General features: G+C 44.8%; 22 protein-coding genes. 4 read left to right on the top strand and 18 right to left on the bottom strand.

The genetic code is table 11. The features are described from left to right. Positions 1 to 89 precede the first annotated feature (89 nt). The 8 genes from KXQ82_RS04485 to KXQ82_RS04450 form a co-directional block, all read right to left on the bottom strand. A complete protein-coding gene (locus KXQ82_RS04485) occupies positions 90 to 899 on the bottom strand; it encodes a hypothetical protein (RefSeq protein WP_219486966.1) in 810 nt (269 codons plus the stop codon). Continuing rightward, the gene (locus KXQ82_RS04480; RefSeq protein ID WP_219486965.1) at positions 896 to 1,231 is read right to left on the bottom strand and encodes a DUF4133 domain-containing protein; all 336 of its coding nucleotides are present in this window, start codon (positions 1,229 to 1,231) and stop codon (positions 896 to 898) included. The genes KXQ82_RS04485 and KXQ82_RS04480 overlap by 4 nt, the downstream gene beginning before the upstream one ends. After that, entirely contained in the window at positions 1,228 to 6,870 is a 5,643-nt protein-coding gene (locus tag KXQ82_RS04475) for a helicase-like domain-containing protein (RefSeq protein WP_255563429.1), read from the bottom strand. Before KXQ82_RS04475 ends, KXQ82_RS04480 begins: the two co-directional genes overlap by 4 nt. Then, positions 6,860 to 7,300: a hypothetical protein gene (locus KXQ82_RS04470; protein WP_219486964.1), complete on the bottom strand. Its 441-nt coding sequence runs from the start codon at positions 7,298 to 7,300 to the stop codon at positions 6,860 to 6,862. Before KXQ82_RS04470 ends, KXQ82_RS04475 begins: the two co-directional genes overlap by 11 nt. Positions 7,301 to 7,370: 70 nt before the next feature. Further along, entirely contained in the window at positions 7,371 to 7,655 is a 285-nt protein-coding gene (locus KXQ82_RS04465; RefSeq protein ID WP_219487489.1) for a DUF4134 domain-containing protein, read from the bottom strand. Positions 7,656 to 7,920: 265 nt separating this feature from the next. Then, positions 7,921 to 8,409, bottom strand: a complete 489-nt coding sequence (locus tag KXQ82_RS04460; RefSeq protein ID WP_219486963.1) for a hypothetical protein — start codon at positions 8,407 to 8,409, stop codon at positions 7,921 to 7,923. A gap of 288 nt (positions 8,410 to 8,697) precedes the next feature. Beyond that, positions 8,698 to 9,378 carry a hypothetical protein gene (locus KXQ82_RS04455; protein ID WP_219486962.1) on the bottom strand — a complete coding sequence of 227 codons (681 nt, stop codon included), beginning with the start codon at positions 9,376 to 9,378 and terminating at the stop codon, positions 8,698 to 8,700. Between the two features lie 160 nt (positions 9,379 to 9,538). Then, complete coding sequence (locus KXQ82_RS04450; RefSeq protein ID WP_219486961.1) at positions 9,539 to 10,816, bottom strand: aminotransferase class I/II-fold pyridoxal phosphate-dependent enzyme; 1,278 nt, start codon at positions 10,814 to 10,816, stop codon at positions 9,539 to 9,541. A gap of 203 nt (positions 10,817 to 11,019) precedes the next feature. On the opposite strand from KXQ82_RS04450, the gene KXQ82_RS04445 reads away from it, so the two are divergent. From KXQ82_RS04445 to KXQ82_RS04435, 3 genes are all read left to right on the top strand, one after another. After that, positions 11,020 to 11,553 (top strand): Crp/Fnr family transcriptional regulator, encoded by a 534-nt coding sequence (locus tag KXQ82_RS04445; RefSeq protein WP_219486960.1) that lies wholly within the window; start codon positions 11,020 to 11,022, stop codon positions 11,551 to 11,553. Between the two features lie 74 nt (positions 11,554 to 11,627). Beyond that, a complete protein-coding gene (locus tag KXQ82_RS04440) occupies positions 11,628 to 12,098 on the top strand; it encodes a MauE/DoxX family redox-associated membrane protein (RefSeq protein ID WP_219486959.1) in 471 nt (156 codons plus the stop codon). A gap of 61 nt (positions 12,099 to 12,159) precedes the next feature. Then, a complete protein-coding gene (locus KXQ82_RS04435) occupies positions 12,160 to 12,408 on the top strand; it encodes a hypothetical protein (protein WP_219486958.1) in 249 nt (82 codons plus the stop codon). Between the two features lie 43 nt (positions 12,409 to 12,451). On the opposite strand, the gene KXQ82_RS04430 is transcribed toward KXQ82_RS04435, so the two are convergent. From KXQ82_RS04430 to KXQ82_RS04415, 4 genes are all read right to left on the bottom strand, one after another. Next, complete coding sequence (locus KXQ82_RS04430; RefSeq protein WP_219486957.1) at positions 12,452 to 13,762, bottom strand: TlpA family protein disulfide reductase; 1,311 nt, start codon at positions 13,760 to 13,762, stop codon at positions 12,452 to 12,454. A 1-nt stretch (position 13,763) separates the two neighbouring features. Further along, on the bottom strand, positions 13,764 to 15,119 hold the full coding sequence (locus KXQ82_RS04425; protein ID WP_219486956.1) for a RagB/SusD family nutrient uptake outer membrane protein: 1,356 nt from the start codon (positions 15,117 to 15,119) through the stop codon (positions 13,764 to 13,766). 10 nt (positions 15,120 to 15,129) lie between these two features. After that, positions 15,130 to 18,129, bottom strand: a complete 3,000-nt coding sequence (locus tag KXQ82_RS04420; RefSeq protein WP_219486955.1) for a SusC/RagA family TonB-linked outer membrane protein — start codon at positions 18,127 to 18,129, stop codon at positions 15,130 to 15,132. Between the two features lie 140 nt (positions 18,130 to 18,269). Continuing rightward, positions 18,270 to 18,542 (bottom strand): hypothetical protein, encoded by a 273-nt coding sequence (locus tag KXQ82_RS04415; protein WP_219486954.1) that lies wholly within the window; start codon positions 18,540 to 18,542, stop codon positions 18,270 to 18,272. A gap of 388 nt (positions 18,543 to 18,930) precedes the next feature. On the opposite strand from KXQ82_RS04415, the gene KXQ82_RS04410 reads away from it, so the two are divergent. After that, positions 18,931 to 19,152 (top strand): helix-turn-helix domain-containing protein, encoded by a 222-nt coding sequence (locus KXQ82_RS04410; protein ID WP_219486953.1) that lies wholly within the window; start codon positions 18,931 to 18,933, stop codon positions 19,150 to 19,152. A 10-nt stretch (positions 19,153 to 19,162) separates the two neighbouring features. Here the strand turns inward: KXQ82_RS04410 and KXQ82_RS04405 are convergent, their stop codons facing one another. The 6 genes from KXQ82_RS04405 to KXQ82_RS04380 form a co-directional block, all read right to left on the bottom strand. Then, positions 19,163 to 19,807 carry a TetR/AcrR family transcriptional regulator gene (locus KXQ82_RS04405; protein ID WP_219486952.1) on the bottom strand — a complete coding sequence of 215 codons (645 nt, stop codon included), beginning with the start codon at positions 19,805 to 19,807 and terminating at the stop codon, positions 19,163 to 19,165. 339 nt (positions 19,808 to 20,146) lie between these two features. Beyond that, positions 20,147 to 20,854 (bottom strand): LytR/AlgR family response regulator transcription factor, encoded by a 708-nt coding sequence (locus tag KXQ82_RS04400; RefSeq protein WP_219486951.1) that lies wholly within the window; start codon positions 20,852 to 20,854, stop codon positions 20,147 to 20,149. A 2-nt stretch (positions 20,855 to 20,856) separates the two neighbouring features. Then, entirely contained in the window at positions 20,857 to 21,930 is a 1,074-nt protein-coding gene (locus KXQ82_RS04395; protein WP_219486950.1) for a sensor histidine kinase, read from the bottom strand. Positions 21,931 to 21,992: 62 nt separating this feature from the next. Continuing rightward, positions 21,993 to 22,892: an FKBP-type peptidyl-prolyl cis-trans isomerase gene (locus KXQ82_RS04390; protein ID WP_219486949.1), complete on the bottom strand. Its 900-nt coding sequence runs from the start codon at positions 22,890 to 22,892 to the stop codon at positions 21,993 to 21,995. A 10-nt stretch (positions 22,893 to 22,902) separates the two neighbouring features. Beyond that, positions 22,903 to 23,703, bottom strand: a complete 801-nt coding sequence (locus tag KXQ82_RS04385; protein ID WP_219486948.1) for a DUF4249 domain-containing protein — start codon at positions 23,701 to 23,703, stop codon at positions 22,903 to 22,905. After that, positions 23,704 to 26,574 (bottom strand): TonB-dependent receptor, encoded by a 2,871-nt coding sequence (locus tag KXQ82_RS04380; RefSeq protein WP_219486947.1) that lies wholly within the window; start codon positions 26,572 to 26,574, stop codon positions 23,704 to 23,706. Positions 26,575 to 26,719: the final 145 nt, after the last annotated feature.

The following is a 26,719-nucleotide window of genomic DNA, read 5'->3' as shown; positions in this document are numbered from 1 at the left end:
ATTCATTCCTATAGTTTTTAGCTGGTGAGGAAGAAATTGGGTCTTTATTTTTTCCCTCACCGGCAGATCGTATCATTTTAAAAAGCGAACTACAACCGCTGGCGTTTCCCCGGCTTCGCGCGCCTGGCGTTATCCCCGTGTTGCTGCTGTAATTTTTCCAGATTGCGCCGGACAAGCCCCGGCAGCATAGTCGCGCTAAGCGGGACTACTTCCGCTTTCAATTCCTTTTGTATGGGGTATTGCCGGAGCAGGGTGTTCTGATCCAGGTCGTGCTGCCGCCCTACCGCGACAGGATCCAGCTCCAGGTCATGCGGTATCTCGACCAACACCACGCCTTCCGGCAAACGGGTCAGTCCAGTGTCGATATCGGCCACCTCCCGTGAGCCGGGGTGGTAAAAGGCCTGGTAACGGCCATTCTCCGTGGAAATACCCAAAGTCTTCAGATCGATCCGGGTCCAGTGTTCATCAACCGCCCTTAACTCCTGTAACCGCACATCAATGTAAAACAGGCTGCCGCAGATATCGATCGTTGGCAGCGCGCCATGAAGCCGTTTGGCCAGTAATTGCTGGTCGACGATAACCTCCATATCCGTTTTGCCTTCTAATTGTTCCACGGTATAACCGTATTTTTTAGCCATGCCTTCCGGGTCAAGTTCGATCAGCATCGGCACCTTTACCGCTGTCCAGTCTTCGCTTTCGTAAAAACCATTGGTTTTGTCATAGGCGCGTTTGCGCTCCAGGTCATAGACCAGGCTATAATAAGTTCCTTTATCCTCCATCTCGTCAATAAAGGAAATCGTGTTTGCGGAATTGGCACGTTCTATTAATACCTGCCTTTCAATATCCACTTCGAATACTGTCCCCTCGATCGTCATATAGGGTATTGGTCCTGTTCTCATGGCTTCGCCTCCCTGATTGTTAAGTGTTGGAAATTTCTGCGGGTATAAGACTTCAGCACTTTCGGTACCCGCTTTTGTGCTAAAGCTTTCATTAAACCATGCTCACCGTATTTATGGGAGAGCGCGAACAGCCGGGTGCTTCCCGAAACCGCCGCGCCCCCGACCAGGGTCATGCAGATATAGGCATTGGTTCCCGCAATATACAGGACGGCGAAAAGTACCATCAGAATGACCACCATGCCGCCGAAATACCAGATATATTGCGCCCGCAAACCCCGGAACTCGATGCTTTTATTGATCCCCTTATTGATATAATAGATGCTGTTGTTCATATTTTTACCCCTTTCGTTCTTTTAAGCGACCCGTTAACCGGTTCTGCGACCGGCTGCCTGCTATGAATTGACGATCGCTTTTCTATGGATATGCTATGGTCGTGGCTCACCGGTTCCATTGCCTGGAGAGCCTCGCCGGCTTTTTCATTTTTTGCTTCACCGGCAGCGAATTCCATTTCCGGCTGCTCCCCACGCTGCTGCTGTTCCTGTTTTTCCCGGATTTTTTGCGCGATCTCCTGTTCCAGCCGCGACAGTGCTGCCCGCATTTGCTGCAATTCGTGTTCTTTTTCAAAAGGCCTGTCCAGCATCGCCTTGAGCTGTGGCAGCTGCGCCTCATTTTCCCTGATTTCTTTTTGGTATTTCTCCACCAGGTGGTCAACCTTATCAATGGCATTCAAAAAATACCTTGCTGCCAGTTTAGGATTATCGGTGTTTGGCGCGCCGGAATTGAAGGTGTATTTGACTGTCCCATCGGGCCGTTCCGCATACAAACTATTGTAAGCTTCACCGCCTGTCCGCCCATCCAGGCTCCCTAATACGTTTTCGTGGCGGATACATAAGCGAAAGCCGTAGAGCTCGCCCAGTTCCTTCGGGTTATCGGCGTTGGTTTTGGGTTTCCAGGCGCGGTATAGCCGGATCAGGTAATTGCCGATTGCTTTCGCATCCGCGCTTTGCAACTCCTTTAGCAGTACATGGTTTAATTTGCTGCCATCCTTATCGGTTTTCAATTGACTATGGTAGAGTTGCTGGTCCTTTTGCAGTGCTTTCAGCGTAGCATGATGGGTGGTCTGATCCTTTTCCAGGCCTTCTACCTGGTAGCGCACCCGGACGATCTCCCGGAAATGCGCCGTTTTCAGGCTCTCGGTCACCGCGATCTTTTTCTCCAGCTTTGTTTTTTCCAATAAAGTCGTGTCGCCGGAAAGGATGGCGATATACTCCGAAAAATTCATCCCGCTCTTTTCATCGATCGAACCCTCGTCGATGGTACGCACGTTCAGCTCGCAGTTCTTCATTTGCGAGATAAAGGTTTGCTTGTTCTTGAGCAGGTTGAACTTGTAGTTGTCCAGGGACTGCTCGACAGCGTAGATATAATTCCGGACCTGGTTGCCGTAATTGGTTTTCGCAAGTTTATTGCCCTGCCTGGCCCCACGGCCGTTACGCTGTTCCAGTTCGCTGGGTTTCCAGGGAATATCCAGATGGTGCATGGCGATCACCCGTTCCTGTACGTTCAAGCCCGTGCCTGCTTTTTCGGTGCTACCGATCAGGATACGGATCTCGCCCCTGTTCATCTTTTTGAAAAGCTCCGGTTTCTGCTTATCGGTCCAGTCATGGATGAAAGTGATCTGGTTAGCCGGGATGTCCATGTCATTGACCAGCTTATCCTTCAGCGCATCATAGATATTAAAAGCATCAGGTTTCGGGGTACCGATATCGCAGAATACGATCTGGGTACCGCGATAGGCATGGCTGTCCCGGTAGAGCTCAACCAGCTTCCGTGCGCAGACATTGACCTTGAGGTCCGGGTGATCCTCATATTTGTACGGGTCGATCAGCCGCATATCTGCAGCCATCTTTTTCGCGTAATTCGTGGCGATCAACATCCGGCCCTTATCCTCATCGTCCGTCAATGGCGGCCGCCCGATCAGTGTCGCGTCCCCATCCTTAGCGAACTGCATCAACCTTTTTATAAAATCGGTCTGTTCGGGTGTCGGCGGGATATTAATCAAGTGTTCGTCCAACACAGGTTTATCCAGCGCAATGTGTTTTGCGGTCTTATAGTCCGTGATCTCATTATAGAAAAGCGCCAGTTCCGGCACCTTGATAAAATGGCGAAAGCGCTCCTTGGCGATGATCTCATTAGTGACCGAAAATTCAAAGTCGGTCGTCTTTTTGGCGAAGACCGCTGCCCAGCCGTCAAAGTTCTCAATACACTGGCGCTCCATTTCCTTGGGCCGCAGGTATTTGAAGATGAGGTACATTTCGGTTAAACTATTGGAAATCGGTGTACCGCTCAGAAAGGTAACGCAAAGATCATTGTCGAATCTTTCCTGAAGGGTGCGGACCGCGAACAGCATATTGAGCGCCTTTTGGCTTCCCTCCATATTGCCAATGCCCGCTACCCGGTCGTGCCGGGTGGTGAAAGTCAGGTTCTTGAATTTATGGGACTCATCGACGAACAAATGATCCACCTGCATCTCTTTAAAATCAATGCCCTTATCTTTTCTGCCGTTGATCTCGTGTTCCAGCGATTTCAGCTTGGCCATTAAATTCTTTTTTCGGACTTCCAGCCCCTTGAGCATACGGCGCGAAATATTACCGCCTTCCGAACGCATGGTGTCGAGGTCCCTGTCCGTATTGTCGAGCTCCGCCTGGAAGATTCGTTGCTGTATTTCCGGCGACTGCGGGATCTTACCGAACTGGTCATGCGTTAAAATGATGCAGTCCCAGTTGTTGTTTTTAATCTCATGAAACAGCCGCAGCCGCTTATCCGGTGTAAAATCATTTTCACCCGGGACCAGGATGTGTGCGGCCGGATAGGCTTTACGATAAGTCTCGGCAATCTGATTGACATTGGCTTTCAGCGCCAGGATCATCGGCTTGTGCACAATACCCAGCCGCTTCATTTCCTGCGCGGCCACGATCATCGTCAGTGTTTTACCTAATCCAACCTCATGGTCGATGAGGGCGCCGCGGTTTTGTACGATGCGCCAAGCAGCGTTCTTTTGGGAGCTATACAGATCATCGATACCCAAAGCTTTTTTGTCGAGTCCCGGAAAACTGAGGTGCTCACCGTTATATTCCCGGAGCACGTAGCAGTTAAAAGTATCATTATATAGTTTTTCGATATGCTTTTTATCTTCTGCAGGCAGGTCGGCAAGCCAGTTGACGAAGCCTGTCCGGATCTGTTCGATCTTTTGATGGGCCAGCTGGATCGCTTCATTATCAGGATACCTTTTCGTGTTGCCCCCGGATTTTACTTCGTAGCTGAAATAAGGGCTGGTATTTTCGAGTGCGTGTTCTAGGAGCGTATAGCCAAAAGTCCGGCGGTTGCTTTCTTTTGGCGTAATAGCGAATTCCCTGGTGATCTTCAGGTTCGTTCCTTGCGTACTCACTTTAAAACTGTCGCCGGAATGCAGGTAAGCGATAGTCACCGGCAGTTCAAAAAAGTCCGAAGCGAAGCGTTCGTAATAATGGAGCGGGAACCAGCGTTCGCCCAAATTAAAATCAAGCAGTTCAAATGGGATAGCCTCCGGTTGTGCCTGCCTGATCGAGGCCAGGCTGCGCTCCAGTTGTTCGTTATCAGCCTCTTTGCGGGATTCCTGTTCCGCTATCGCCATTTTCTGCACCACATTGCCTGACAGGTATCGATCCACCGTTTCCCATTGCCGGCTTTCTGGGTTCAGCAGGATATGGCTTTGAAGGCTGACCGGTACTTCTTCTATCGAAAGCCCTGTCGCTGCACCGATAAAAGCGAGATCGACCGCGCCCTTTTCATTCAGGCAACGGGCAAGCGCCGACACCGGATCATCCGTTTTAAAGGCAACCTGACTTTGGAAAACCGGCCCAGTTAAAATATCAGCTGCCCTGAATTCATTTTCTTCTTTAACTTCTATGGATGACAATACCTTAAAACCGGCCAGCTCATCGCTGAGGATCAATTTGCGGTTGGCCGGCCGGTTCATTTCGCCGTACAGGTTCCGGAAATTGGTATAGGCCTCATTCAGGTCCCTGCGAAAAGCGGGGTATTCGGTCCGGGAGTTCGCCTCGGTTTCCGAAAGGGCAAAGTAAATATCCCTGATACGGATGTACCGCTCAAAAAATAAAGCGTCCCTTTGATCCGTCCATGGTTTAAACAAGGCTTGCGAACGGCTGTCATTGATCCCGTGGATGGTGCCGGTCTGCCCGTTCATGCTCACCAGGCTGCCTTCCTGGTGAAAAGCGTTGAGCGAGCGGAAATATTGTTCAGCGTTCTTCCCGAAATTAAAATAGGCCTTCAGGCTCTGATCGCCTTCGAACTCAAAATCATGGTTGAATGCATGTAAGGCGGGCACCAGTTTCGGCAATTCCTGGCTTAGCAGGTTTCCGTTCAGCCAGTTGTGGGGAACAATCACACCTTCGACATTAGCGACAAGTTTGTACAGGTATTGCTGCTGGGTCAAATGCCTCGCTGTAAGGAGCACGATCACTTCGTGTTCCGGCTTATCTTTGGTGCGGATGCTGCCGATCAAACGCGCGGAATTCTTTTGCACGAGTCCCTCCTCATGCGCCTGGATGTAATCGATCGCCCGGTTACCGCCTTCGGGGGGAACGCTATCGAACAATCCTAATTGCACAGCGGTGGACACGGCCTTGCTGTCGGGCATCGGCAGATATACCAGACGTGGTTCTTTTTCAGCATCGGGTTGCTGTTCCTGGGTCACGGCGATAGCTGCCTGCGCTTCCCGGAATGCTTTTGGGTTGAATGAATTTCTGAAGTCCGTGCGGAGGATAGTGTGCAGCTGATCACCAATGCCTTTCATGTGGCCGGTTTGCCATACCACCCGGTGTGCCTGCCCGTATTGGTTCGTTCCCGCTTTGATCTCGTTCCCGGCAACGATATCGGGATATAAGGCGATATACTTATTGAGATAAAAGGGGCCGTAATCGTTTCGAAGGGAGATATGCTCCAGCAATTGTTCTTCGCTCATGGATAGCCCGGTTTTATGACTGTGTTTTTGCAGGATGAATAAATGACTGGGCGCTTCGGTATTGCCGGTGTCTTTCATCAGGTTGTCAGGCATAACTGTCAGGCTGACAAAGTCCGCACGGTTCAACAGGTATCCGCAGGTTGCGCGGTTAGACGGGCTGTTCAGGAACGCGTCCGTCGTGAGGTAAGCCAGGATGCCACCCTCGGCCAGTTTATCCAGTCCTTTCGCGAAGAAATAATTGTGGATCTTACCTGTGATCTCTTTATCCGGAAAAACCGGGTCAAAAACCTGGAAATTGCCAAACGGTATATTGCTCATCACCAGGTCATGCTGCCCGTTTTCGATCAGTGGTGTTTCTTCCAGCCCTTTGATCTGGACATCGACGGCTACGGGTGAATTGGCGACTGCAGCCCGGAGCACCAAACCTGTCACCAGGTCCTTTTCCACCGCGGTCACTTTTTCAGCGTCAGGAAAGGCTTTGATGAGTTCTGTGACAAAGACACCGGCCCCGCTACTTGGCTCATAGGGCCGCTTAGGCGCGATGCCCTGTTCCTTTAAAACTGCGTATAAGCTTTCCGGCACGATGGCAGGCGTGTAATACGCGGTCAGTATGCTGTCCCGGATCGACTGAACTGCTTTCCGGTATTCCGATTCATCCAGTCGGTCCTTTAGTAATTGGTACAGCTCCATCATCGATGGATAGAGTTTCAGGTCGCTTTGTGAAGCATTCCTGTTCCGCCATTCCTGCTGGTCCCCCGCCGGGAATAATACGGCCTTCAGGCCGCCGAAACCGGAATAGGCCCGCAAGGCATCCATATCCTCAAGCCCGGGTATGAGCCCGTCCCGGAAATCCAGCGCGATGCGGATCGCCCTGATGTTATCCCGTAATTTCTGCAGCGGATTGTATGCCATGACGCGGAATTCTCTTTTTCGTTTCAGGTTAAGCGGCATAGCTGCCCACGTATTCTGCGATCATGCCCATGACCGCGTAGCGTAGCTCTTTGTTGTCATCAGTATCTTCGCTGAAGCCGAACACCTCGAAAATGGGCTCGCAGGCTCCGATCAGGTTGATGACCTCGTAGGTCAGGATGCCGGTTTCACGCATCCGCCCGTATTCCGCTTCAAACTCTTCTTCGAGCAGGCTCTTCATGTAATTGAAGCGGGAGGGCCGCAGGTCGCGGGTTAGTTCCTCCAGGCAAAGCGCCTCGATGACATAGGCCGGGCGCTTTTCAGCAGTGAGGGAATGAATGAGTTCCTGAACCGAGGCGACCTTATTTTTCAGGTAGGGTGCCAAGCGGTGGTCTTCCTGTAAGGAGATGAGCAAGTCTAAATGGTTCTGTACCAGATAGGCATGCAGTCTGTGGATCAATTGCTCTTGCATGATTATTTGTTTTTAGCGTTGTTAATTCTGTCTTAGCTGCGGGAATGGGATTTATTTTTCACCGACCAGCTTACATTCCGAAGAATGATTTGATAATGGTGGCGACGACAACCAGGAAAATACAACTGCCGAACCAGGCTGCCGCGACCTTACTGGTATCCTGGTCACCGCTATTCCATTTCGAATAGACCTTGACCGCGCCGATCAGGCCGAGGATCGCGCCGATGGCGTACATCAGGCTGGTGCCGGATTCGAAATAACTGCGCACCTGCGTATTGGCCTGGTTGATACCGGCGTTGCCGTCCTGCGCTTTGGCGATCGCAGTGATCGCGGTGCCGACAGCGACGATCGCCATCGTTTTCAGGGTTTTTACCCATAGGTTTCTTTTGCACTTATCCATCTCACGTTATCTTTGTTTTCAGTTCTGCACAAGCATTCCCCGGTCCTCCGTCCCGGCAAACCTTGGGACAGAGGAGAGGAAAACGCTACCGGTCTATCCCGCCTTCTTCACATGGCCTGCAGCACGGGGAAGATTAGGTAGGTTATCTTCAATTTTGGTATAGCTCCCGGTTAGCCCGGTACCCCTGGCCTCACGCAGCAGGTACCGGGGGACCGGAACTTTAAAGTGTCTCGTTCCACCATGCATCAACTTCATCTTCCGTCAGCAGCGCGGTGCCCGTTCGTTCGCACTCCTGGACGACCAATTCATTAATGGCCGGCCGCTGAGGCGAAAATTGCTGGTCCGGGAATTCCCTGAACAGCTTTTTGATCTGAGGGATCAGCACAGCGGGGGCGAAAGGTTTACCCGATGCGTTTTGAATGCATTGCTTCAGCTTTCCCCTGAGCTCGGACGTTTCTTCCAACGTTTCATCAGGAAAGTTTTCCCGACCGGCAAAGTGCACGGCTGTGGAACTGGCATGATGTTTTTCTTCCGGCTGTTCGAAGCGAAGCGTGTCAGGGATTTTTTGATCCATCTTTTCGCTGGGTAGGGGCTGCACCATTTGGCGGATATCCCCGGCATAATAGCGGAAGAGGACAAAGATGTAGTAGGCTGCAGCCAGGAAAATGACAATCTCAAAAAAGGTGGTCCAGGATAGTTGGTTCAACATGATCTTTCGTTTTTAGGTGATTCCTGTTTGTTTAATTATTCAGCCGAATAGTCAGCCTGTTTGACAATACAAAGGAAGCTCGGGCTGATGCCGTGTACAAGTCCAAGATGTGATTGTATCCGATTTGTATCCTTGTATCCTATTGATAATCAACAAGAAAAAAAACAAGTTTTGGCATAGTATAAAAAAACAGATTCAATAGAATGCTTTTACGGGAGCGCGATTGTCACTACAGAGCAAAAAAAAAGGCTTCCAATTTGGAAGCCCTAAATAGCAGGTGTACCGGTTTCAATACTCTTTTATCTTCTTAATCAACGCCTCGAGCGCGTTAATTGCAATCTCTTTGTCCCGTTTTTCTGGGTGGTAAGAATTACTGCGCATACTATCCCAGGACAACGAATCCTTGGTGCTTGTTGATAAAAATGGAACGATTGATTTGAATACCTGGCTTAAAGACCGTGATACAATAAGTTTGATATCATCAGCGGCTTTGAGGATGATGCCCATTTGGTCGATACTGAGCTCACAGATGATCTTGATCAATGTCGGGTTCTGATCCGCCTGGTCTTCTGGTAGCAATAGGTCAGGTAAAGAAACATTATACCTGCGCTCGATTGTTTGGAATAGCTCTTCCAGGTAACTGATTATCGCATTGCCTGCTGCTTTCAGTAAACTGCCCTCGGGGTAATTTTTTTGATTATTGACGGCCTGTTGTTGTAGTAACCTGATCGAATGAACGTATTGCTGCAACACGGCTTTTTTCTTTTTTTCAGAAATAATCCAAAAGGTTTGACTTTTCAGGCTGTTCAGTACCTGATGTATTTCCGTTTCGAATTTACCCTGCAACTGATATAACTCTTCTTCTTGTAGATTGTCGACACTTTGCTTTTCAGGATTTAGCGTATATTCTGTGACTTCGTCCAGCCATGCAAACGGATAAACAGGAACACTTACTGAGTCATTTCGCATAAATTATTCTATTATATGTAATTAAGAATTATAATCAATCTCCATTTACGAACATAGCAAAGCACCGATGGACAGGTCATGTGTTATCAAATTATCGATATCGTATAACCTCCACGCAATGGAGTATCTTAATTAATAGCTAATTAATCTGGTTAATTGGTCAGATATTGCTTCGTACTATGCCCTTTGATATGTTTAGTTTCTGGTCAATGACCGCAAAAGCATTGAGCACTTTGTCCAATTGTGATTTCGTATGGCTCGCCATAATATTTAACCTGATTCGTGAATCCTTGACCGATACCGCAGGAAACATGATCGGGTTAGTATATATGCCTTCCTTAAGCAGCAACCTTCCCGCCTCAAGCGTTTTAGCAATTTCGCCAACCTTTACCGGAATAACCGCCGACGCAGTGTTTCCAACATCAAAACCAAGACCGATTAAGCCAGTCTTGATGTAAATGATGTTTTCCCAAAGCTTTGCCTGCCACTCAGGTTCCTCATCAATTAATTCTATGGCTTTAATTATTCCCATGATAGCGGGAGTTGCAGTAGTAGAAAATAAATGTTGTTTCGATTGGTATTTAAGGTAATTGATTATTTCGGGTGTGGCGACAACATATCCGCCGATATTGCCCAGCGCCTTACTGAAAGTTCCTGTAATAATGTCAACTTTATCGAAAAGATTATACATTTCGATCACACCTCTGCCTGTGTTGCCAATTACACCGATGCCATGAGCATCATCGACAACCAAGTAAGCACCATATTGATGCGTAAGGCCCGCAATTTTATCCATCACCGCCAGATCACCATCCTGGCTGTAAACGCCATCTATAACGACCATTTTCGTTTGATAGGCATGTTGAGAAGCCTTCAGAACCTGTTCCAGCATTTTCAGATCGTTGTGCAGAAAGGTTTTTGTATTGGTAGTCAGACAGCCCTCCCTGACACTTGCGTGAACGGCCATATCGATAATCGCAATATCTGATTTGTGCAACAGGCATTGCAATGTAGCACTGTTGGCAGTATAACCGGTAGTGTATAGGATGGCATCCGTTTGTCGGTAGAATTCTGCGATTTTCTTTTCCAGTTGCCGGTGATAAATGAAATGACCGCCAATCGCAGGTGACGCGCCGGAGCCGGTTCCATAACGTTTTACCCCGTCAATTACAGCAGCTTTGACTTTAGGATGCTGACTAAACCCAAGGTAATCGTTGGAAACCAAACAAACACAGCGTGTCGGTTCGTGATCACCGGGCAATAAAAGATCCATTTCTGGTCCAACAGGTGACAGCGATTCGATCCTGTAATTTAAATGACCGTTTTCACGAAGGAAATGAAGATAGGCTTTAAATTCCAGGGCGGTGGCATAAACATCCTGGCCCGAAATGTTTTCAAAGTCTTTAAAACTCGCGCTTTTTAAATCTATATTTTTCATAGGTTATCCTTAAAGTAAAATAAAACCTAAAAATAAGTGCCTAAAATGCATGAAGTGGTGACATGGGTTACTTATTTAATAATTTATTAACCTAAGGGAAATATATTTATCCATGTCACCACTTCGGGTCAAAAATGAGCGTTCTTTTGGCTTTAAAAATCTTAGCTATGAGCACGGAATCACTGATCGGCTACTTGTCCGCTATGACAACGATTTCGGTTGGTTTCCGGCTGGAACTGGAAGCCAGGCTGGAAACCGAAACATACAGGCCACACCACATTGTTCATGCCGCAGGACAAGTAGAAAACCGGCTATGGTACCTGGAAAGCGGCTTGGTACGCGCTTATTATTTTGACCAGACAGGGAAAGAACATACGGTCGATTTTTACATGGAAAAAGAAATGATCTTTTCCTACAGTGGGTTCTGGAAAGAACCGAGCGATTATTACCTGGAAGTATTAGAGCATTCTGAACTGATCGCGATCACGTACCTTTCGCTCTATGAGTTGACCGACAATTTCCCTGAAACCAGAATCCTAACCGGTATCTTTACCCGGCGCAGGTACCATCAGGAATTATTCAGAAACCGGTTAATGACCTGGAACGCCGCCGAAAGGTACCGGCAGTTCAGGAAACGTTATCCCCATATCTTCAGAAGGGCATCGGTCCGCCTGATCGCTTCTTACCTCAATATGACCCGCGAAAACCTCAGCCGCCTCATGCGAAAGGATCTGTAAAGTGGTAACCTGCTTCCCGCTAAGTGGTGATCCAAATCACCATCGAATGATTCACCGGCACCTAATTTTACATCATGAAAAAAATACGCCTATCCGAAATTATTACCTTCTTATTCATTTTATTGTTTGCCTATACGGCTGTAAGCAAATTCTTAGATCACAATAAGTTTGTGTTCCAGATGCGATTGGCACCACTATCCATCTTGAAGTTGATGGCTCCAACTCTTGGTTGGATAGTCCCTGTCACCGAACTACTGATCGCCATTGCTTTATTGTCCGACCGGCTTCGATTGATTGCATTGTATTTTTCTGTCGTGCTACTGATCACCTTTGAAGTGTATATTGCCGGGATGCTACTGTCCGGTCACCTTTTACCGTGTACCTGCGGAGGAATCATATCAAAAATGAGCTGGAAGCAACACCTGATCTTCAATGCAGGATTTATTATACTGGCAGCCCTTGCCATTGATCAAAACAAAAAGTCCCGGTCTTCGGCAGACGATGATCAGGATCCAAATAATCTCAAAGACCTTTCACGCGCGTAAAGCAGGTGGTGCCGTTGCCTGAAATTAACGGCGTAATTAAAAGTATACTAAATTAAAAGTTATGAAAAAGTTTAAAAATGGATTGTTGGCTTTAGCCCTTGTCTTAGGTGTTTCCGGTGCATTTGTTTCAAAGACACATGCCGCTCCAAAAGCATTTGACATTGTTTACGACTGGACCAGCCCCGACCAGGGTGTATTTAGTGGCACTCGTGAGGAAGCGATCGATCATTACGGTTGCGAAAACGGCAGCCAGCTTTGTGCTACGGGGACAGCCGAAGGACAGCCAGATTCGGTTCTTGAGAAAAACTAACTAAAATGCAGGAAGCCCGAATCGGGCTTCCTGCATTTTAACATTACAAGTTTTCAATTGTGATACAATCCATGAGCCGGTCTTCCTTCATTAAAATTAAACCATATGGGGCCAATGACCTTTGGATTTTACCCAGATCACTGAAATCTATACTCATCTTAAAATCAACGAACTTGTCACGAGGTATACCGCTCTCATCCAATACCTGAAGTGGAGGCGTTAGAAATTCATTGTCAATATATTCCGCAAATTTCCCCCAGGTCATCACAACTTTTAGCGAGTCGCCGTTCACTTTTTGAAAACGGCTCTCTCCGGTGTTGTTCGTATTGACATTCAGGCCGCCTGGGAGTTGCTTAAATATATAGCAAGGGACGACCTTCTTTTGAATGCTGCTTTTTACATTGAAAAACAGATCCAACTGGGTTTGAATATATTTTTCAAGTCTTTGACCGGAAATGTTCTGATTCGCGATCAATTCATAAATGTAAAGACGTTTGGGATCCGCGTAACCTGCCGTATCATTAAACCTGACGGAGACCCTGCTGTTTGACAGGGGCTTACGTACAGGCGAGAACCCATAGGCGATTTTATACAGGTCAATAAATGAAAAGCTATTCCCGCTCAGGATCTTGCGGCTTCCCTTGACGTTTAGGCCTAATGTTTTAAACCCACCCATCTTATACTTGCTATCGTCTCGCGGCGCGAGGTAGGAGTAGATCATAAAGTTATTTCCAAAGTATGGGTACATCTGAACCAACAAAGGGTCGTCCTTCCTGCCCACACCGATCGTGGTTTTTTCTTTAAAATCAAGGGCCTTCCCGGCCAGAAAATCAGCGATATGCTCTGCCGTTGTATTTTTTCCGTCAGTAATATATCGGATGATCCCATTGCCGTCAATCCAAATATGTGTCGGAACATAGGTATAATCGAATAGCCTGACCAGTCTTTGCTCACCCGTGATAGAGGGCAACGTGTTGTTCCTGACGTTATCTGACCTCGCCGCCAATATGCTGACTTCCTTCCGCGAGTTTTTTGTCACCATGATGACCTGTACCTTCCCATCAAACTGTTTCTGAAGATTGACCATCTCGGGCATATGGTCTATGCATGAACTACAGTAGATCGCCCAAAGATCCAGAATAACCAGTTTACCTTGCAACTCCGAAAAATTGAGTTGCTTATTTGGGTAATGGTCCACAGCGAAATAATCATATGGTATTTTGTCTCCAACATGCAGAAATGTATCTGCCGCCAGCTTAACATGAGTATTACTGGCCTGCGCTTGATGCGCAAAAAATATTGCCTGCACCATGAAAAGCTTCGTTAATTTTATCGTGTATCTTATCATTTTCATATCAGTATCCTTGATTTTGTATTAACATAGGATCGGTATTGATCTCATTTTGAGGTATCGGAAGCACAACCGCTGTTGGTTTCCAGGTCGGTTTCAATACACTGATCACGCTACTTAAAGTACCCGTTCTTTTCAGATCCAGAAACCGGTTACCCCATTCTGTAAAAAACTCAACACATCTTTCATGAAGGATAGCGGCAACAACGGAGAGTTTGTCAATTGTTCCTGAGTAGGCTGTCAATCCAGCCCTTGTTCTGACAATATTCAAATCAGCGATTGCCCCGGTGATGTTGCCCTGTTGCACCCTTGCTTCTGCACGTATCAGAAATTGTTCAGTAGCCCGTAATGCGATCAAATATTCAGGTGCCGAGGTGTTCGCAGTCCTGTTATGATATTTATAAGGGTAGTAATAAGTCGTAGTACCGACGGTCGTGCTTTTAATCCAGTTGGTTTTTCTCAGATCACCGGTCTCAAATGTGTTTAACTGCCCCGAAGTATAAAAATAGCCCGGCGCCCCTGAGCTGGGGATAATGCCAGGTGCATCATTGATAAAGCCATTTTGCGTCCAGAATGACAATATCGTTTCCTGGCTAGTGGCTAAAAAAGTATTGGCCGTTGACGGCAAAGGGGTGTACAAGCCTGAATTGATGACCATAGTGGCGTTGCTTTCCGCATCAGGCCAATTCCTTTGCCATAGATAAATTCGGGACAGCAATGCCGTTGCCGCATATTTATTGGCCCGGACCTTACCCGAACCAATATAGGATATCTTCAGTCCGACCTGTGCGTCCTTAAGATCCTGAATAATCTGACTGTAAACTGTTACCGAATCGGCATTGACCGCGTTTTCATTGTTATTGACATCCGTATGTAAAATCAACGGGACCTTGCCATACGTATTGACCAGGTAAAAATACGACCAGGCCCTTAAGAATTTAGCCTCTGCTGTATATTGTGTAACCGTTGTTGTCGGTAGGGCTACGGAATGATTCAGTTGCTCGATCATGTCGTTACACTGGTAAATGGCGAAGTAGGAATTTTTCCAAAAATTAAGATTAGTGGCATTTGCCGGAAAGACGGCACTCTGCACATAATCGATATATTCCTGGGTAGCCCCGGTATAGTTTAGCTCATCCGAATAAAAACCCATGAATTTATTGTAATTCACATCGATCGTTTTATCAAACAAAGCGTAGGTGCTCACCATGGCGGCCGTTGCTGAAGTAGCATCCTTAAAAACCTTATCCGTTGTTAGCTGGTTTTGCGGGGTGTCGACGGAGATCAATTTCCTGCAGCCAGAAAAAATAACCGGACATAAAAGGATCATGAAAAGTGTATATGTCTTAAAATGTTTCATCTTACTTGTTTTAAAAGGTAATTTGCGTGCCGATAACCCATGATTTGACCGGTGGGATATTTTTTGTGGTGCTGTTATAGGCACCGGATTCCGGGTCGAGCAGCGCAGTATTGCTGTTCCACCAGGTGTATAGATTTTGCCCTTCAGCGTATACCTTTAACTTGTTAATCTTCAAACGGGTTAACCAGCTGAGGGAAATATTATAGGACAAGGCAACATTTTTTAGCCGGAAATAGGAGGCATCGAAAAAGTTTGCGGACGAGGAGCTATAATAAGGGTCTGAAACGGTTGACGGCCTGCCCACAGTCGTTTGATCGCCCGCTTGCTGCCAGCGGTTTTGTATGACGGAATAGTTATTGGAAAACGTTCCCGGGCTGGAAGTGATGCCCCCCTGGGCCATTTGTTTTACGAACTGCCCAAATACATCGAGTTGCCAGTTTTTATAAGATATGGTATTTCCGAAACCTCCATAAAAATCTGGCGTTTTCTTGCCCATTGAATAATAAAAATATGGGGTGGTCGATGTACTTCCTGGCTGGGCGGCATAAATCGCTTTTCCGGTAACTTGGTCTAAGGATACGAACCGGTAGCCATAAATCCGGGTAATATCCTCACCGATAACTAAGGTGTTGGCATAACTGGAGTTCGCAAAATTCTGGAAACTTTTCAAGGTGTTTTTTGGCAAGGTGATGTTAAATGCCATCGTCCAGGCCAGGTACTTATTTTGAATATTCTTCGTATTCAATTCAAATTCCCAACCGGTGTTTTCCACGACCGCAGGTAAATTAGCCTGGTAACTGCTGAAACCGGTCAGTGTGGGGATGGCATAAGCTACCAACTGGTTAGAACTCCTGGTCTGGTATCTGTTCACGGTCAACAAAATGCGATCCTGGATAAAGCCCAATTCAATCCCCATTTCCAACTTTTTATCCACTTCCCAGTGAAAGTCGCTGTTCGATATCCTGGATGGTTTTAAGCCGGAGGTATCCTGGTAAGTATAACCCGAACTGGCATAGGTAGATAAATATTGATAATCCGTAATCTGATCATTCCCAACAATCCCATAACTGCCCCTGATCTTGCCATAGCTCAACCATGGCAATTGCTTTTCAAGCCAGGTTTCCTTGCTGAATATCCAGGCAGCGCCCGCCGCGCCAAAAGTTCCGAATTGATTTCCGGGGCCAAATCTTGAAGAGCCATCTCTCCTGATGCTGACGTTAATGAGGTATTTATCATCAAGGTTGTAATTGACCCTTGCGAATGCCGATACATATTTATATTGCAGGTAAGAATTGGAAATCGTAGTGATCGTCCCGGCCGACGCTAAATTATTCAGCAGTTCTTCACTGCTGAAATTACTGGCATTTATGAATAATCCCTGGCTCAATGTATTCTGGTATGTACCACCTGCTAAAATATTCAAGGTGGAAGCGGAAAATTGTTTGGTGTAATTTAACTGAGGTTCGACGATGACAGATCGGTTGGAATTTTTTGCGAAATAGGAAAAATTCGATGGGCTGTTTTTCGGGTTTTGCGATGCCTTGGGGAAGGTCTGCACCTGGTCAATATTGATCTTATTATAACCCACACTCGTACTCAAATTCAATTCTTTGGTCAAATTGTACTTTAACACCAGGTTGGTTAGCAGGTTATCGGTATTCACCGTTGACCTGTCTTTGGTTTCGGCAAGCGGATTGATGCCGTAAGTCCAGTTGATATTCCCGTTCGCATCCAGCAAGGGCATATCCGGCGGCAACATAATATCATTCCTCAAAGTAGAGCTTGGATTAACCATGCTGTTATTATCTGTGGTGTAAGCGCCGGACAGCCCAATATAAAATTTATTGTTCAGGTCATGATGCTGAATACTGTACCTGATTCCACCCCTTTGGTATAAGTTATCGCCGGGGAGTACTGTGGTTTCTGCATGGTAATTCCCGCCAATGTTAAAGGTCGTATTGGCATTCCCGCCGGACACCGTTCCCTGAACGTCGGTCACATGGCCGGTACCGCCTAACATATATTTTGCCCAGTTAGTGGACTGTGTCGTGTCCCAAACCATCAGATCGGGCGCATAACTGGTCGATGTTGGGTCGGCTGATGGTACTTTCCCATCATTCTTGAAAGCCTCTCGCCGTACCTGTAGATATTGTTGCAGGTTTAGCAAGGACGGCTGGTTAGCAATCGTATTCAATCCTTCCGAAAAGCTGATATCTGTTTTGGTCTTTCCGGTTTTACCGCGTTTGGTCGTAATTAAAATCACTCCATTGGCACCCCTGGAACCATAAATGGCTGTAGCATCTGCATCTTTTAAAATGCTGATATTTTCAATATCAGCAGGGTTAATGCTATTGAACGGGCTAATCAAACCGCTAAGCGCAGTTGAACCAATAGCGTTGTTAGCATTGAGTATGTTAGACGAATATGGTACACCGTCGATAATATAAAGAGGGTCGGTTCCTGCGGTGATCGAACCTTTGCCCCTAATCTGGATACTGACACCGCCGCCTGGCAGCCCGTTCGTGGTCTGTACAAACACACCCGGCGCCCTTCCTGATACAGCGGAGAGAATATTTATAATTGGCTGTTTATCAATTTCTTCTGCAGTAACCGTAGATACACTACCAGTGTTTAACCGCTTGGTTGTTGTTCCATAACCAATAACTTGTACTTCATTTAATGAGTTTGCTTCCGGCTTTAACTGCACCGATAAAGCCACATTTCTGGAAAGGTCATAGGGTATCTGTGCCTTTTGATAGCCGATAAAGCTGATCAGTAATTGTCCATTTGGGAGAGGAGGATTTAATTTAAAAGCACCATCTTTATCTGTTATTATAACAGTTTTAGTGTTCTCCACCTGCACAGTCGCACCCTGTAAAGCCAATCCTTGTTCGTCAGTGATTTTCCCGGTTATCGTCTGTGCGGCCGACGGCGGTGGACTATTTTGGGCGCGCACCTTAAAAAAAAGGCAAAGCATGGCCAGTACTATAAATAGCATGTTTTTTTTCATGTGAATTTTATAAGGGATAAAAAAATAATCAAAGCAAAATGACGGCCCTGTCCCGGTATAACTATTAACTAATCCAAGACCGTCACGTGCTTGCTCATTCAGGTGGACAAATCAACAATACCCAGGTGTGTTTTGAAAACTTAGCCATGACCATGCCCTCCGCCTTGGCCTTCACATTGTCGTTCGGCCCTTTCGTAAATGGAAGTCACCAAATCGCTCAATAAACTCGGCAAATTCTCCTTACCCATAGCATCAAACTCAGTGTACTTAATACTCTGTTGACCTAATCCATCGGCAAACCATTCATCCAGTTCTTTTTGAAACTGACCATAGGGTACTTGGGCAAAACGGGTCATTATTCCAGTGAGTGTACTGAAATCCGGTTTATCCTGAATGTTCTTTGATGTTTCCACGTATGTTAATCAACTAAATCATCAATTCGAGTCATTAATTGAGAAAAACGCTAAAGGCGTGGAACCCACTTACCGCTTTAGAGGTCGTAGGAGACCTGGAAACGAATAAGCAGGCCCACGCCTTCGGCGTGAGCACTGACACTTATTCTCCCGTTTCCTTTTGAACTTCCTACGTTTCTAAAGCGAGACTCTAAGTGCGAGTACTTCCAAGTATTTTGAAGTATCCGCTAAACTATATAAATCCAGGTAAACGATTACTTGGGATTAATATAAAGTTTATATTTTCTAAACAAGTATACAGAATATCTATCCAAATTCCAAAAAATTATTTCATTTAACTAAACAGATGTACATTAATTCTAAATGTATGTAAAGAATTTATAAATTAATGACTGAATTGGGATTGTATTTAACGAAGAAATCGGTTAATAAAGCCGAAATATCGAGACGAACAGGAATTAGCAAATCAAGAATTACTCAGTTATCTAACAACGGAACTACTAAATTGACTGTAGAAGAGCTTTGTAAAATAGCGTTGTCAATTGATATTTCAGCCTGTGATTTATTAAATGAAATTAGTAAAAATATAACGTTGCCTAATAGTAAATAGAATGCTGCCATTAGCTTTTACTCTCATCATTTTCAGCTTCAGCCATTTGATAGGCCCAATCGATTATATTGTTAATCGTTGAAAGGATTTCCTCTTTTCCTTTTTCTGTACCCACATCAATATCACAAATCTTACCGCCGTTAAAACGTTTATGGAGAATGGCATAATAGATACCGCCAACCAGCAGGGCAGATACGGCACGAAAATTCACTTTGGTATTTTCAAAATGCTTATCGGTAAGTTCAAACGCTTTTTGCCCCATGGCTTCCCGTGCGTTATGGATACTTCGCATCAATTTACTCTCTGTAGAAAGCTCCCATAAGATCAAACTTTGCATTTCTTTATGCTGATCAAAAAAACTAAATTGTTCTTTCAATATTCCGGTAACTAAAGGCTTTGTCGACTTACCGGAAAAATCAGCTATCAAATTATTCATCTGATCTGAAAAAGTCATCCAGTAGTCCCGCTCAACAACATAGGCTTCAACAAGTTGATCAACGCCACCGAAATAACGATAGATCAATTTTTTGTTTACTCCAGCTTTACGGGCAATATTGTTAACGCCTAAGTGGCCAAAGCCTTGAGTTTGCAAAATCGCCCCTACTGCTTCAATCAGTTTCCTCTTCGTCAGTTCTTTATCTTTTATCTGTCTCAATACCGCCAAAAGTATATTATATTCAAAAACAGATGTTGCGTTTGCGACAAACGGCTAATATATTAGGACGAAAGCCCGAAATTCAGTGGACAAATACCCGTCGAGACACGATATTTCCTCCTAATTTGTTCTTCGTCACACCATCATAACCTTCCTCCATGTCCAAACTTATAGTCGGTACTGATAGAATGTTACATTAACATTTTCGCTATTGATATGGGCTTGTTTCTGTGTTATTCTTCATTATAGTCACACTATATTGATCACTTATCATCTAGGTAACCATAACTATTTCAGTAAACCTGCAGGAGTCGGATTTTAAATTTTGATGAATTCAGATTATAAATTTTTCCCGTTGACATACGCTTGAAAAGATTGACGGTAAGCATCCCCTATAGGTAGTTCTTGCCCTGCTATGACTAACTGTGTTTTTTGTATAGACTCTATCTTATCAAGTGCGACGATATATGATTTGTGGATACGCATGAAACTTTCTGAATGCAGCCTGTCCTCAATGTTCTTTAAGCCCATTCTGGTCGTAACGAGTTTACCGCTTGTCATATTTATCCGAACATAGTCTTTAAGTCCCTCGATGTATGTAATATCTTGTATCCTTATTTTTACCAGCGAATAATTAGCGTTTACAAATACATAATCGTTTTCTATAACCGGTGCTTTGAAATACAATTGTCTTGCCTGATATAATTCGTGGGCTTTTTCAACGGCTTTTAGAAATCTTGCAAAGGGAACGGGCTTCACCAAATAGTCAACAACATCCAGATCAAAACCTGCAAGTGCGTGTTCCTCAAATGCTGTTACCAAAATAACCATTGGCGGATTTTTTAGCGAGCGTAGCAATTCAAGCCCGTTCAATATAGGCATCTGTACGTCAAGAAACATCAGGTCAACCTGGGTTTCCTTCAATAGTTCAATCGCTTCCATTGGATTTCTACACGATGCCACTATATTAAGATAAGGTATTTTTCTTACATTATCCTCAAGCAGTTCGAGAGCTGGTCGTTCATCATCAAGTAATATACAGTTCATTATTACAGATTGATTTGAAGGTTAACGATAAACGTGTCTTTAACATGGTTCGTGGTAAACATATGTTTGCCAGGGTAAAGTAACTCCAGCCTTCTTTTTACATTTGCCAGGCCAATTCCCGAATTTTTAACAGAGCGGGAATGAGTGCCCTGGGCAACACTATTTAAGACGGTTAAACTAAGCATACGTTCTTTTTCATTAATAACTAATGAAATATCAATGATCGCCTTGTCAGTGATGACAATGCTGTGTTTAAACGCATTTTCTACAAATGGGATCAGCAACATAGGCTCTATCGTATATTTTTCAAACAGACCCTCTAAATTTAAATTAACTTTAATATCGTCCCCAAAACGTAATAATTGTAAATTGATGTAGTTTTTAAGATAGTCTAATTCTGTGGACAGGTTGATCTGGTTTCCATCAGTTTCATATAACATATAACGCATTAACTGTGATAAGCTAATGAGTGATGATTCCAATAAATCGGATTTTTTACGGGCCATAGAGACGAGGGTATTCATTAAATTGAAAATAAAATGAGGACTGATTTGTGAACGCAAAAAGTCGAGTTCCGTTTTGACATGGGCATACTCTCTTTCCTTCAGCAACTTATTGTGTAACGCGGTATCAACATATAGCCTGTAACAAAAACCGACTGTCAGAACGAATGTAAAGGGTATTAATGTAATGATGAGCATCGGAGAGAAACCGATATGTGGCAAAGGGGCATTTTTAAAATCAGGTGAATTCTGAATGTTCACACCCGGTGGTTGTGGAAAATCAGGCAGAAAAAAAATATTCAATATGATGTATAAAGCTGCTAATACTATTAAGGTACCTAAATAATAGTAGGTCCCATTCTTTTTCTTTCTTAACGGGTATATCAGATAAAAATGGATATAATAGCTAAGCATCAATACCGTGGTAAACATGGTATGATTGTATTGTATTTCGTGTCGTACCTGGAATGGCACGTTGTCCATTTTATTTAAAAACGGCAAAAATAAAATCAGACCCCATATCGCCAATGTGATAATAATGTTGAAAAACTTGGCAAGTTTAGAAATTCTCATACACGGAGTTGAATATTGAAAAAAACAGTTTTTGTATCACCTGATAATTAAAATGCCATCCCTTAATTGGTAATTGAAATGAGATTGATATCAAACCGTAAACAACTGAAAGCGGGTATACCACTATTCGCCGAATCGCCGTATGCTCTCCCTGATGGTATTAACAAAATAATTTTTCCACCTGTGGTGATTTTGGGCAACCCTTCCTGCCAGCCCGCAATAACATTATACATCGAAGTGGTAAGGCCGGCCGTCCCATCGCTTGTATTCGCCGAGTCAAACACGGTTTGATTAAATAAGTACCCGGTATATTGTACGCCGACAACTGAATTTATGGTAACCGCCGACGTGCCCGTTCCGGCTTTCGTAACCTTATAATAGAGTCCCGAGGCGGTTTTGGTAAAGCCGGACAAGTTATAGGTTTTGATGTAGTTTTTAATACTGATGTCATCATAACTGGCTTGATTATCGACTACGCTGACAATATAATCCAAGCATTGGTTGCCGTTAAGCCTGGTGGTACCTGATGAAACCCCGTTAGTGCCGTAGGCCAAATGCGAAGGTATCAACATCCTGATGCGGCCGCCTTTACGTCGCAGAATATTTTTTATACCATGTTCCAACCCTTTGGGGGACAAATAGCCTACATAGGTATTGGCGTGGTTGGCAATGGTGTCTGTGGTTACATAACTGCCGTCAAAAGCCGCAAACTGGTAGGTGTAATTTATTTTGTCCGGGTAATCCATTACTTTCCCCGTTCCAGGCGTGAGTATCTGATAGTACACTCCTGCAGTATCACCACCGGAAGTATCCTTTTTCATAGCGGTAAGGCCATTTTGTTTGATATAGTCCTGGATCGCATCTTCGTCAAACTGTTCAATTGTTTGTTCATTGTTGCTTTTTTTACAGGAAATTAATGCTGTGATTAACAGTACAGCAATACAGATAGTTGTTATTTTCATGTCGTAAATGTTATTGATAAACAAGTAAACTAACCGTATCGGCTCGCATAGCTGTAAAAATGCCGAGGCCGTTAACTACATTAGTTGCAGGGTTAGTCAGGTTAAGAGAGGTGCCGCCGCTGCTGTTGAGCGCATCGCTGTATTCTTTATTGATATGATATAGCAACACATTGTAATTGCCCAGATAGGTAAATGTCATTGCGCTGGTTTGGTAACTAACCACCTGGCCGAGGATGACTTCCGAATCTTTATACGCAGTTGTATTTCCTGAATTAAGCGGGTTGGGGTTTGATGTCGTATCCTGAAATACCATCAGGAAATAATCAGAATTGGGATTGGTCCAGCTAAAAACAACAGGAGTAAAAGTCTTAGGCGTACTCCCAAATGAAAAGCCGGGTACATATTGTTGTGTGGCAGAAGCCTTAAAGCCTACCGGCTTCGAGGGAACGGTTGTTTGGGCGGTCACAGTATTGCCGTTATAGGCGAAACTAAGCGAATACGTCTTATTATCTTTTACAAACGCTGTATTGCTGTATATATACACACCAGGGCTTGTTTCAATTGGGTTTATGGTATTTGTACCATCAGATATCTTAAGTTTCAATCCCGTAACCGGGTAACCATAAGAAATAGTATCATCCAGGTACTTTTGATAGTAAACCTTAACTTGTATTGGACTACCGGGAACCAGGAAGGCTTCGACAACGGGCCTTTCTTTATCAGAAACCGTAGTACTGGCCTTTTCACAAGACAAGATGAAAGTTGCCAAACACGCGAGAATAGCCAGGAGTATGAATTTTTTTTGTATCATTTATTTAAATTTTAAACTTAATGTGATGTTTGGTGTGAAACCCAGGTAGTCTACATTATTAGTAATTACCTGGTTGCTTACAATGGTGTATTGTTTATACCATACATTGGCCCGGTCATAAATATTGAACATGGAGAAGCCGATACTGCCGACTTTACGGCTGTCTACCTTGATCAGGTCGTAGGTTACTGCCGCATCCAAACGATGGTAGCTCGGTAAGCGCTGCCCGTTTTCGGCGCTTATGGTTAAAAAGGTGTGGCTATGCCCCGTGTAGTCATTAACCGTGTAGCTGGTAAGAGGTGCTGTGTAGGGCTTGCCGGTAGCGAATATCCAGGTGGAAGAAAATGTCCACCTTTTATAATGGTATAAATTAACCAACTTGAGTTCATGCCGGGTATCCTGGCTGGCTGGATACTCTCCGCCATATATCTCAAAATTGTTGACAGCATGGGCAAAGGTATAGCTTAACCAGCCGGTGTATTTTCCATGCGTTTTTTGAAGTAAAACTTCGAAGCCTTTTGTGTAACCCCTTCCTGTATAAAAATGCTGTTCCAACGAAACATTGGTACGGGCGTTACCAACTTCTCGCTGTGAATATTGCGATAAGCCTTCGAGGGTTTTGTAATATCCTTCTATATCTATCAAAAAGTTTTTTGCCTCATAGCTTATGCCTCCGATAAAATGGTTAGCAGAACTGACGGGAATCGTATTTCCATTTGAAAGCACCCAAAAATCCCGGCTACCGTTCAGGATATCTTCACGAATAACCCGGTTCGTAAACTGATTAAAATGCCCTGTAGCCGCTTTAAGTGTTAACCTGTCAGTTAAAGTGTATGTCGCCGACAGCCTCGGCTCAAAATAGAATTTACCCGTTGGTCCGTAATAAGAGCCACGCAGCCCGGGTTTTAATTGAAATTTGTCTGTCGCATTGATTTCAAATTCGGTATAACCACCGATAGTCAGCGCCTGGGTATTTTGATTAATGAGGGTACTGGTATCGTTTTGACTGTACACATAAGAAACGTTTTGCTGTGAACCGGAACCGCCATACAGTAGTTTTATTTTATCCGATGCCCGCCATTCCCAATCCGATTTAATGCTGAAATCTCTCAGTCTGTTTTTTTCAAATGTCCCGCTGTTGATACCTGTAGCTGTACCGGCACTATCTGTAAGGGTAACCTTTGTACTATTATCCCTGTCGCTATGATAGGAAGAATAACTGATCAGCGTGTTGGAATATAATTTAGAGTTCCATTGTCTCGACCATTTGGCACTTGAACCGACATTTCCATAGGTCGTCTTGTCAGACATGCTTAAGTCACTTACATTGGTAATGAAAGATGGAAGAGAAATAATCTTACTGTTATCCAGGTTGTCATTGCCAAGGTAAAGACTCCATGAAAAACGATTTTTTTGATCTGGAGCATAGGTATATTTCGCATTTAAATCATAAAAATAGGAGAACGGCGTAGTAACTGTCGGCGCTGAACCGCCGCCGCCACGCCCGCCACCGGTAGGCGGACCTCCACCTGAAGGCGGCCCCCCTCCGCCACCAGGGCCACCACCGCCAAATGCGCCACCATTTCCTGATGATGATCCTGTACTATTAGTTGTTGAGGTGCTGCTGTTGCTGTTTAATTTATTAAATATCTCGTTATATAAGGGCCCCTGATACGAATGCCTGTACGCAAATAATATCGTAGATTTATTATTAAGCGGCTTTTCCGCAAATATATTGGCGCTCAGCAAGCTAAGATCACCACCAATATTGGCTTCTTTACTGTTGCCCTCTTTTCCGACAATATCAGTTACGCTCGACAAACGCCCCCCATACTTCGCTGAGAAACCTCCTTTATATAACGTAACATCTTTAACTGAGTTGGCATTAAAAGCACTGAAGAAGCCGTACAAATGGTCAACCTGGTATACTGTAAATCCGTCAAATAATACCAAATTCTGATCTGGGGTACCCCCACGGACATATGCACCGGATGACGATTCGTTACTCCCGCTAATACCCGGCATTAATTGGAATGAGCGCAGAATATCTTTTTCTCCAATATTTGGCAGCTCATCAAGCTTGGAAGGCGTTATTTGCAGGACACTGACGCGCCTCTTGTCAATACTCATTACGCCATCGCTCTTTTTGTCTTTTATGTTTACTTCCGTGAGCGTCCGTACGGATGAAAAAAGACCGATGGTAAGTTGCCCGGTACGGTTCTCGGGCTGTAAACTATAGACAGCCGGTTGATAACCTATGTACGATATCTCTAAAATGCAGGTATCTGCGGGTACCTTTAAGAGTGTAAAATATCCATCCGTATTCGTAGCCGCAACAATAGAACTATTACGCAGCCTGACAATCGCAGATGGAAGGGATTCACCGCTTGCCTGGTCTATCACCCGTCCGCTGACAGCAAAAGGTTGCTGCTTTTCTGCTGTATGCGTCGGTTCCCGGCGCGTGGCAACGACTGGTGGGAAATTCTCCTGCGTTTCACGTGTAATGGTAAAAACAGGCTTAATTTCGTTACTGCTCTTTTTCTTGAGCAAACTGACATCTTCCGGATTACGAATAATGTAAATGGTTTTGTCTGATTCTACCCAGTAATGCAAGCCATTATCGCTGCATATTTTACCTAAGACGTCCCGGACTTTCTCCCTGAAAAAATGATCGACAATAGAATACCCCTTAACCATATCCTTGTCATATACGATATGCAATTGGGTCTGCTCTGCAATTGTGTCAAGCATTTTATCCATCGAAAGCAGGTAAAAGCCATCAATTATACTTTTAGATTCCAATTGCTGTTGTGCAACCACGTTTAAGCTAAAAAGGCCGGTAAAGGCCATAAAAAATAAAATTCGCTTCATATTCAGAACGAATTTTGTAAATTCAAATGTTAACAAAAGTTAAATGCGACGAACAGGGCGTGTTAGTCTATAAAGGCGGGAATTGTTGCGAATTAACTGGAAAATTTACAGCGGGATTGAATCCAAGTAAATATTGATCAATAGG

The organism is Mucilaginibacter rivuli, from assembly GCF_019391655.1.
Classification (GTDB): domain Bacteria; phylum Bacteroidota; class Bacteroidia; order Sphingobacteriales; family Sphingobacteriaceae; genus Mucilaginibacter; species Mucilaginibacter rivuli.
The sequence above is the reverse complement of the archived record's forward strand: the minus strand, read 5'-3'. Positions and strand labels throughout refer to the sequence as shown.

Bases quoted from the DNA above. Each gene is read 5' to 3' on its own strand.
- KXQ82_RS04445 (WP_219486960.1), top strand. From the start codon at position 11,020: ATGACAACGATTTCGGTTGGTTTCCGGCTGGAACTGGAAGCCAGGCTG.
- KXQ82_RS04465 (WP_219487489.1), bottom strand. From the start codon at position 7,655: ATGGCGATCGTCGCTGTCGGCACCGCGATCACTGCGATCGCCAAAGCG.
- KXQ82_RS04475 (WP_255563429.1), bottom strand. From the start codon at position 6,870: ATGCCGCTTAACCTGAAACGAAAAAGAGAATTCCGCGTCATGGCATAC.
- KXQ82_RS04435 (WP_219486958.1), top strand. From the start codon at position 12,160: ATGAAAAAGTTTAAAAATGGATTGTTGGCTTTAGCCCTTGTCTTAGGT.
- KXQ82_RS04460 (WP_219486963.1), bottom strand. From the start codon at position 8,409: ATGTTGAACCAACTATCCTGGACCACCTTTTTTGAGATTGTCATTTTC.
- KXQ82_RS04425 (WP_219486956.1), bottom strand. From the start codon at position 15,119: ATGAAACATTTTAAGACATATACACTTTTCATGATCCTTTTATGTCCG.
- KXQ82_RS04410 (WP_219486953.1), top strand. From the start codon at position 18,931: ATGACTGAATTGGGATTGTATTTAACGAAGAAATCGGTTAATAAAGCC.
- KXQ82_RS04390 (WP_219486949.1), bottom strand. From the start codon at position 22,892: ATGAAAATAACAACTATCTGTATTGCTGTACTGTTAATCACAGCATTA.
- KXQ82_RS04385 (WP_219486948.1), bottom strand. From the start codon at position 23,703: ATGATACAAAAAAAATTCATACTCCTGGCTATTCTCGCGTGTTTGGCA.
- KXQ82_RS04440 (WP_219486959.1), top strand. From the start codon at position 11,628: ATGAAAAAAATACGCCTATCCGAAATTATTACCTTCTTATTCATTTTA.
- KXQ82_RS04485 (WP_219486966.1), bottom strand. From the start codon at position 899: ATGAGAACAGGACCAATACCCTATATGACGATCGAGGGGACAGTATTC.
- KXQ82_RS04480 (WP_219486965.1), bottom strand. From the start codon at position 1,231: ATGAACAACAGCATCTATTATATCAATAAGGGGATCAATAAAAGCATC.
- KXQ82_RS04400 (WP_219486951.1), bottom strand. From the start codon at position 20,854: ATGAACTGTATATTACTTGATGATGAACGACCAGCTCTCGAACTGCTT.
- KXQ82_RS04470 (WP_219486964.1), bottom strand. From the start codon at position 7,300: ATGCAAGAGCAATTGATCCACAGACTGCATGCCTATCTGGTACAGAAC.
- KXQ82_RS04395 (WP_219486950.1), bottom strand. From the start codon at position 21,930: ATGAGAATTTCTAAACTTGCCAAGTTTTTCAACATTATTATCACATTG.
- KXQ82_RS04380 (WP_219486947.1), bottom strand. From the start codon at position 26,574: ATGAAGCGAATTTTATTTTTTATGGCCTTTACCGGCCTTTTTAGCTTA.
- KXQ82_RS04450 (WP_219486961.1), bottom strand. From the start codon at position 10,816: ATGAAAAATATAGATTTAAAAAGCGCGAGTTTTAAAGACTTTGAAAAC.
- KXQ82_RS04455 (WP_219486962.1), bottom strand. From the start codon at position 9,378: ATGCGAAATGACTCAGTAAGTGTTCCTGTTTATCCGTTTGCATGGCTG.
- KXQ82_RS04430 (WP_219486957.1), bottom strand. From the start codon at position 13,762: ATGAAAATGATAAGATACACGATAAAATTAACGAAGCTTTTCATGGTG.
- KXQ82_RS04420 (WP_219486955.1), bottom strand. From the start codon at position 18,129: ATGAAAAAAAACATGCTATTTATAGTACTGGCCATGCTTTGCCTTTTT.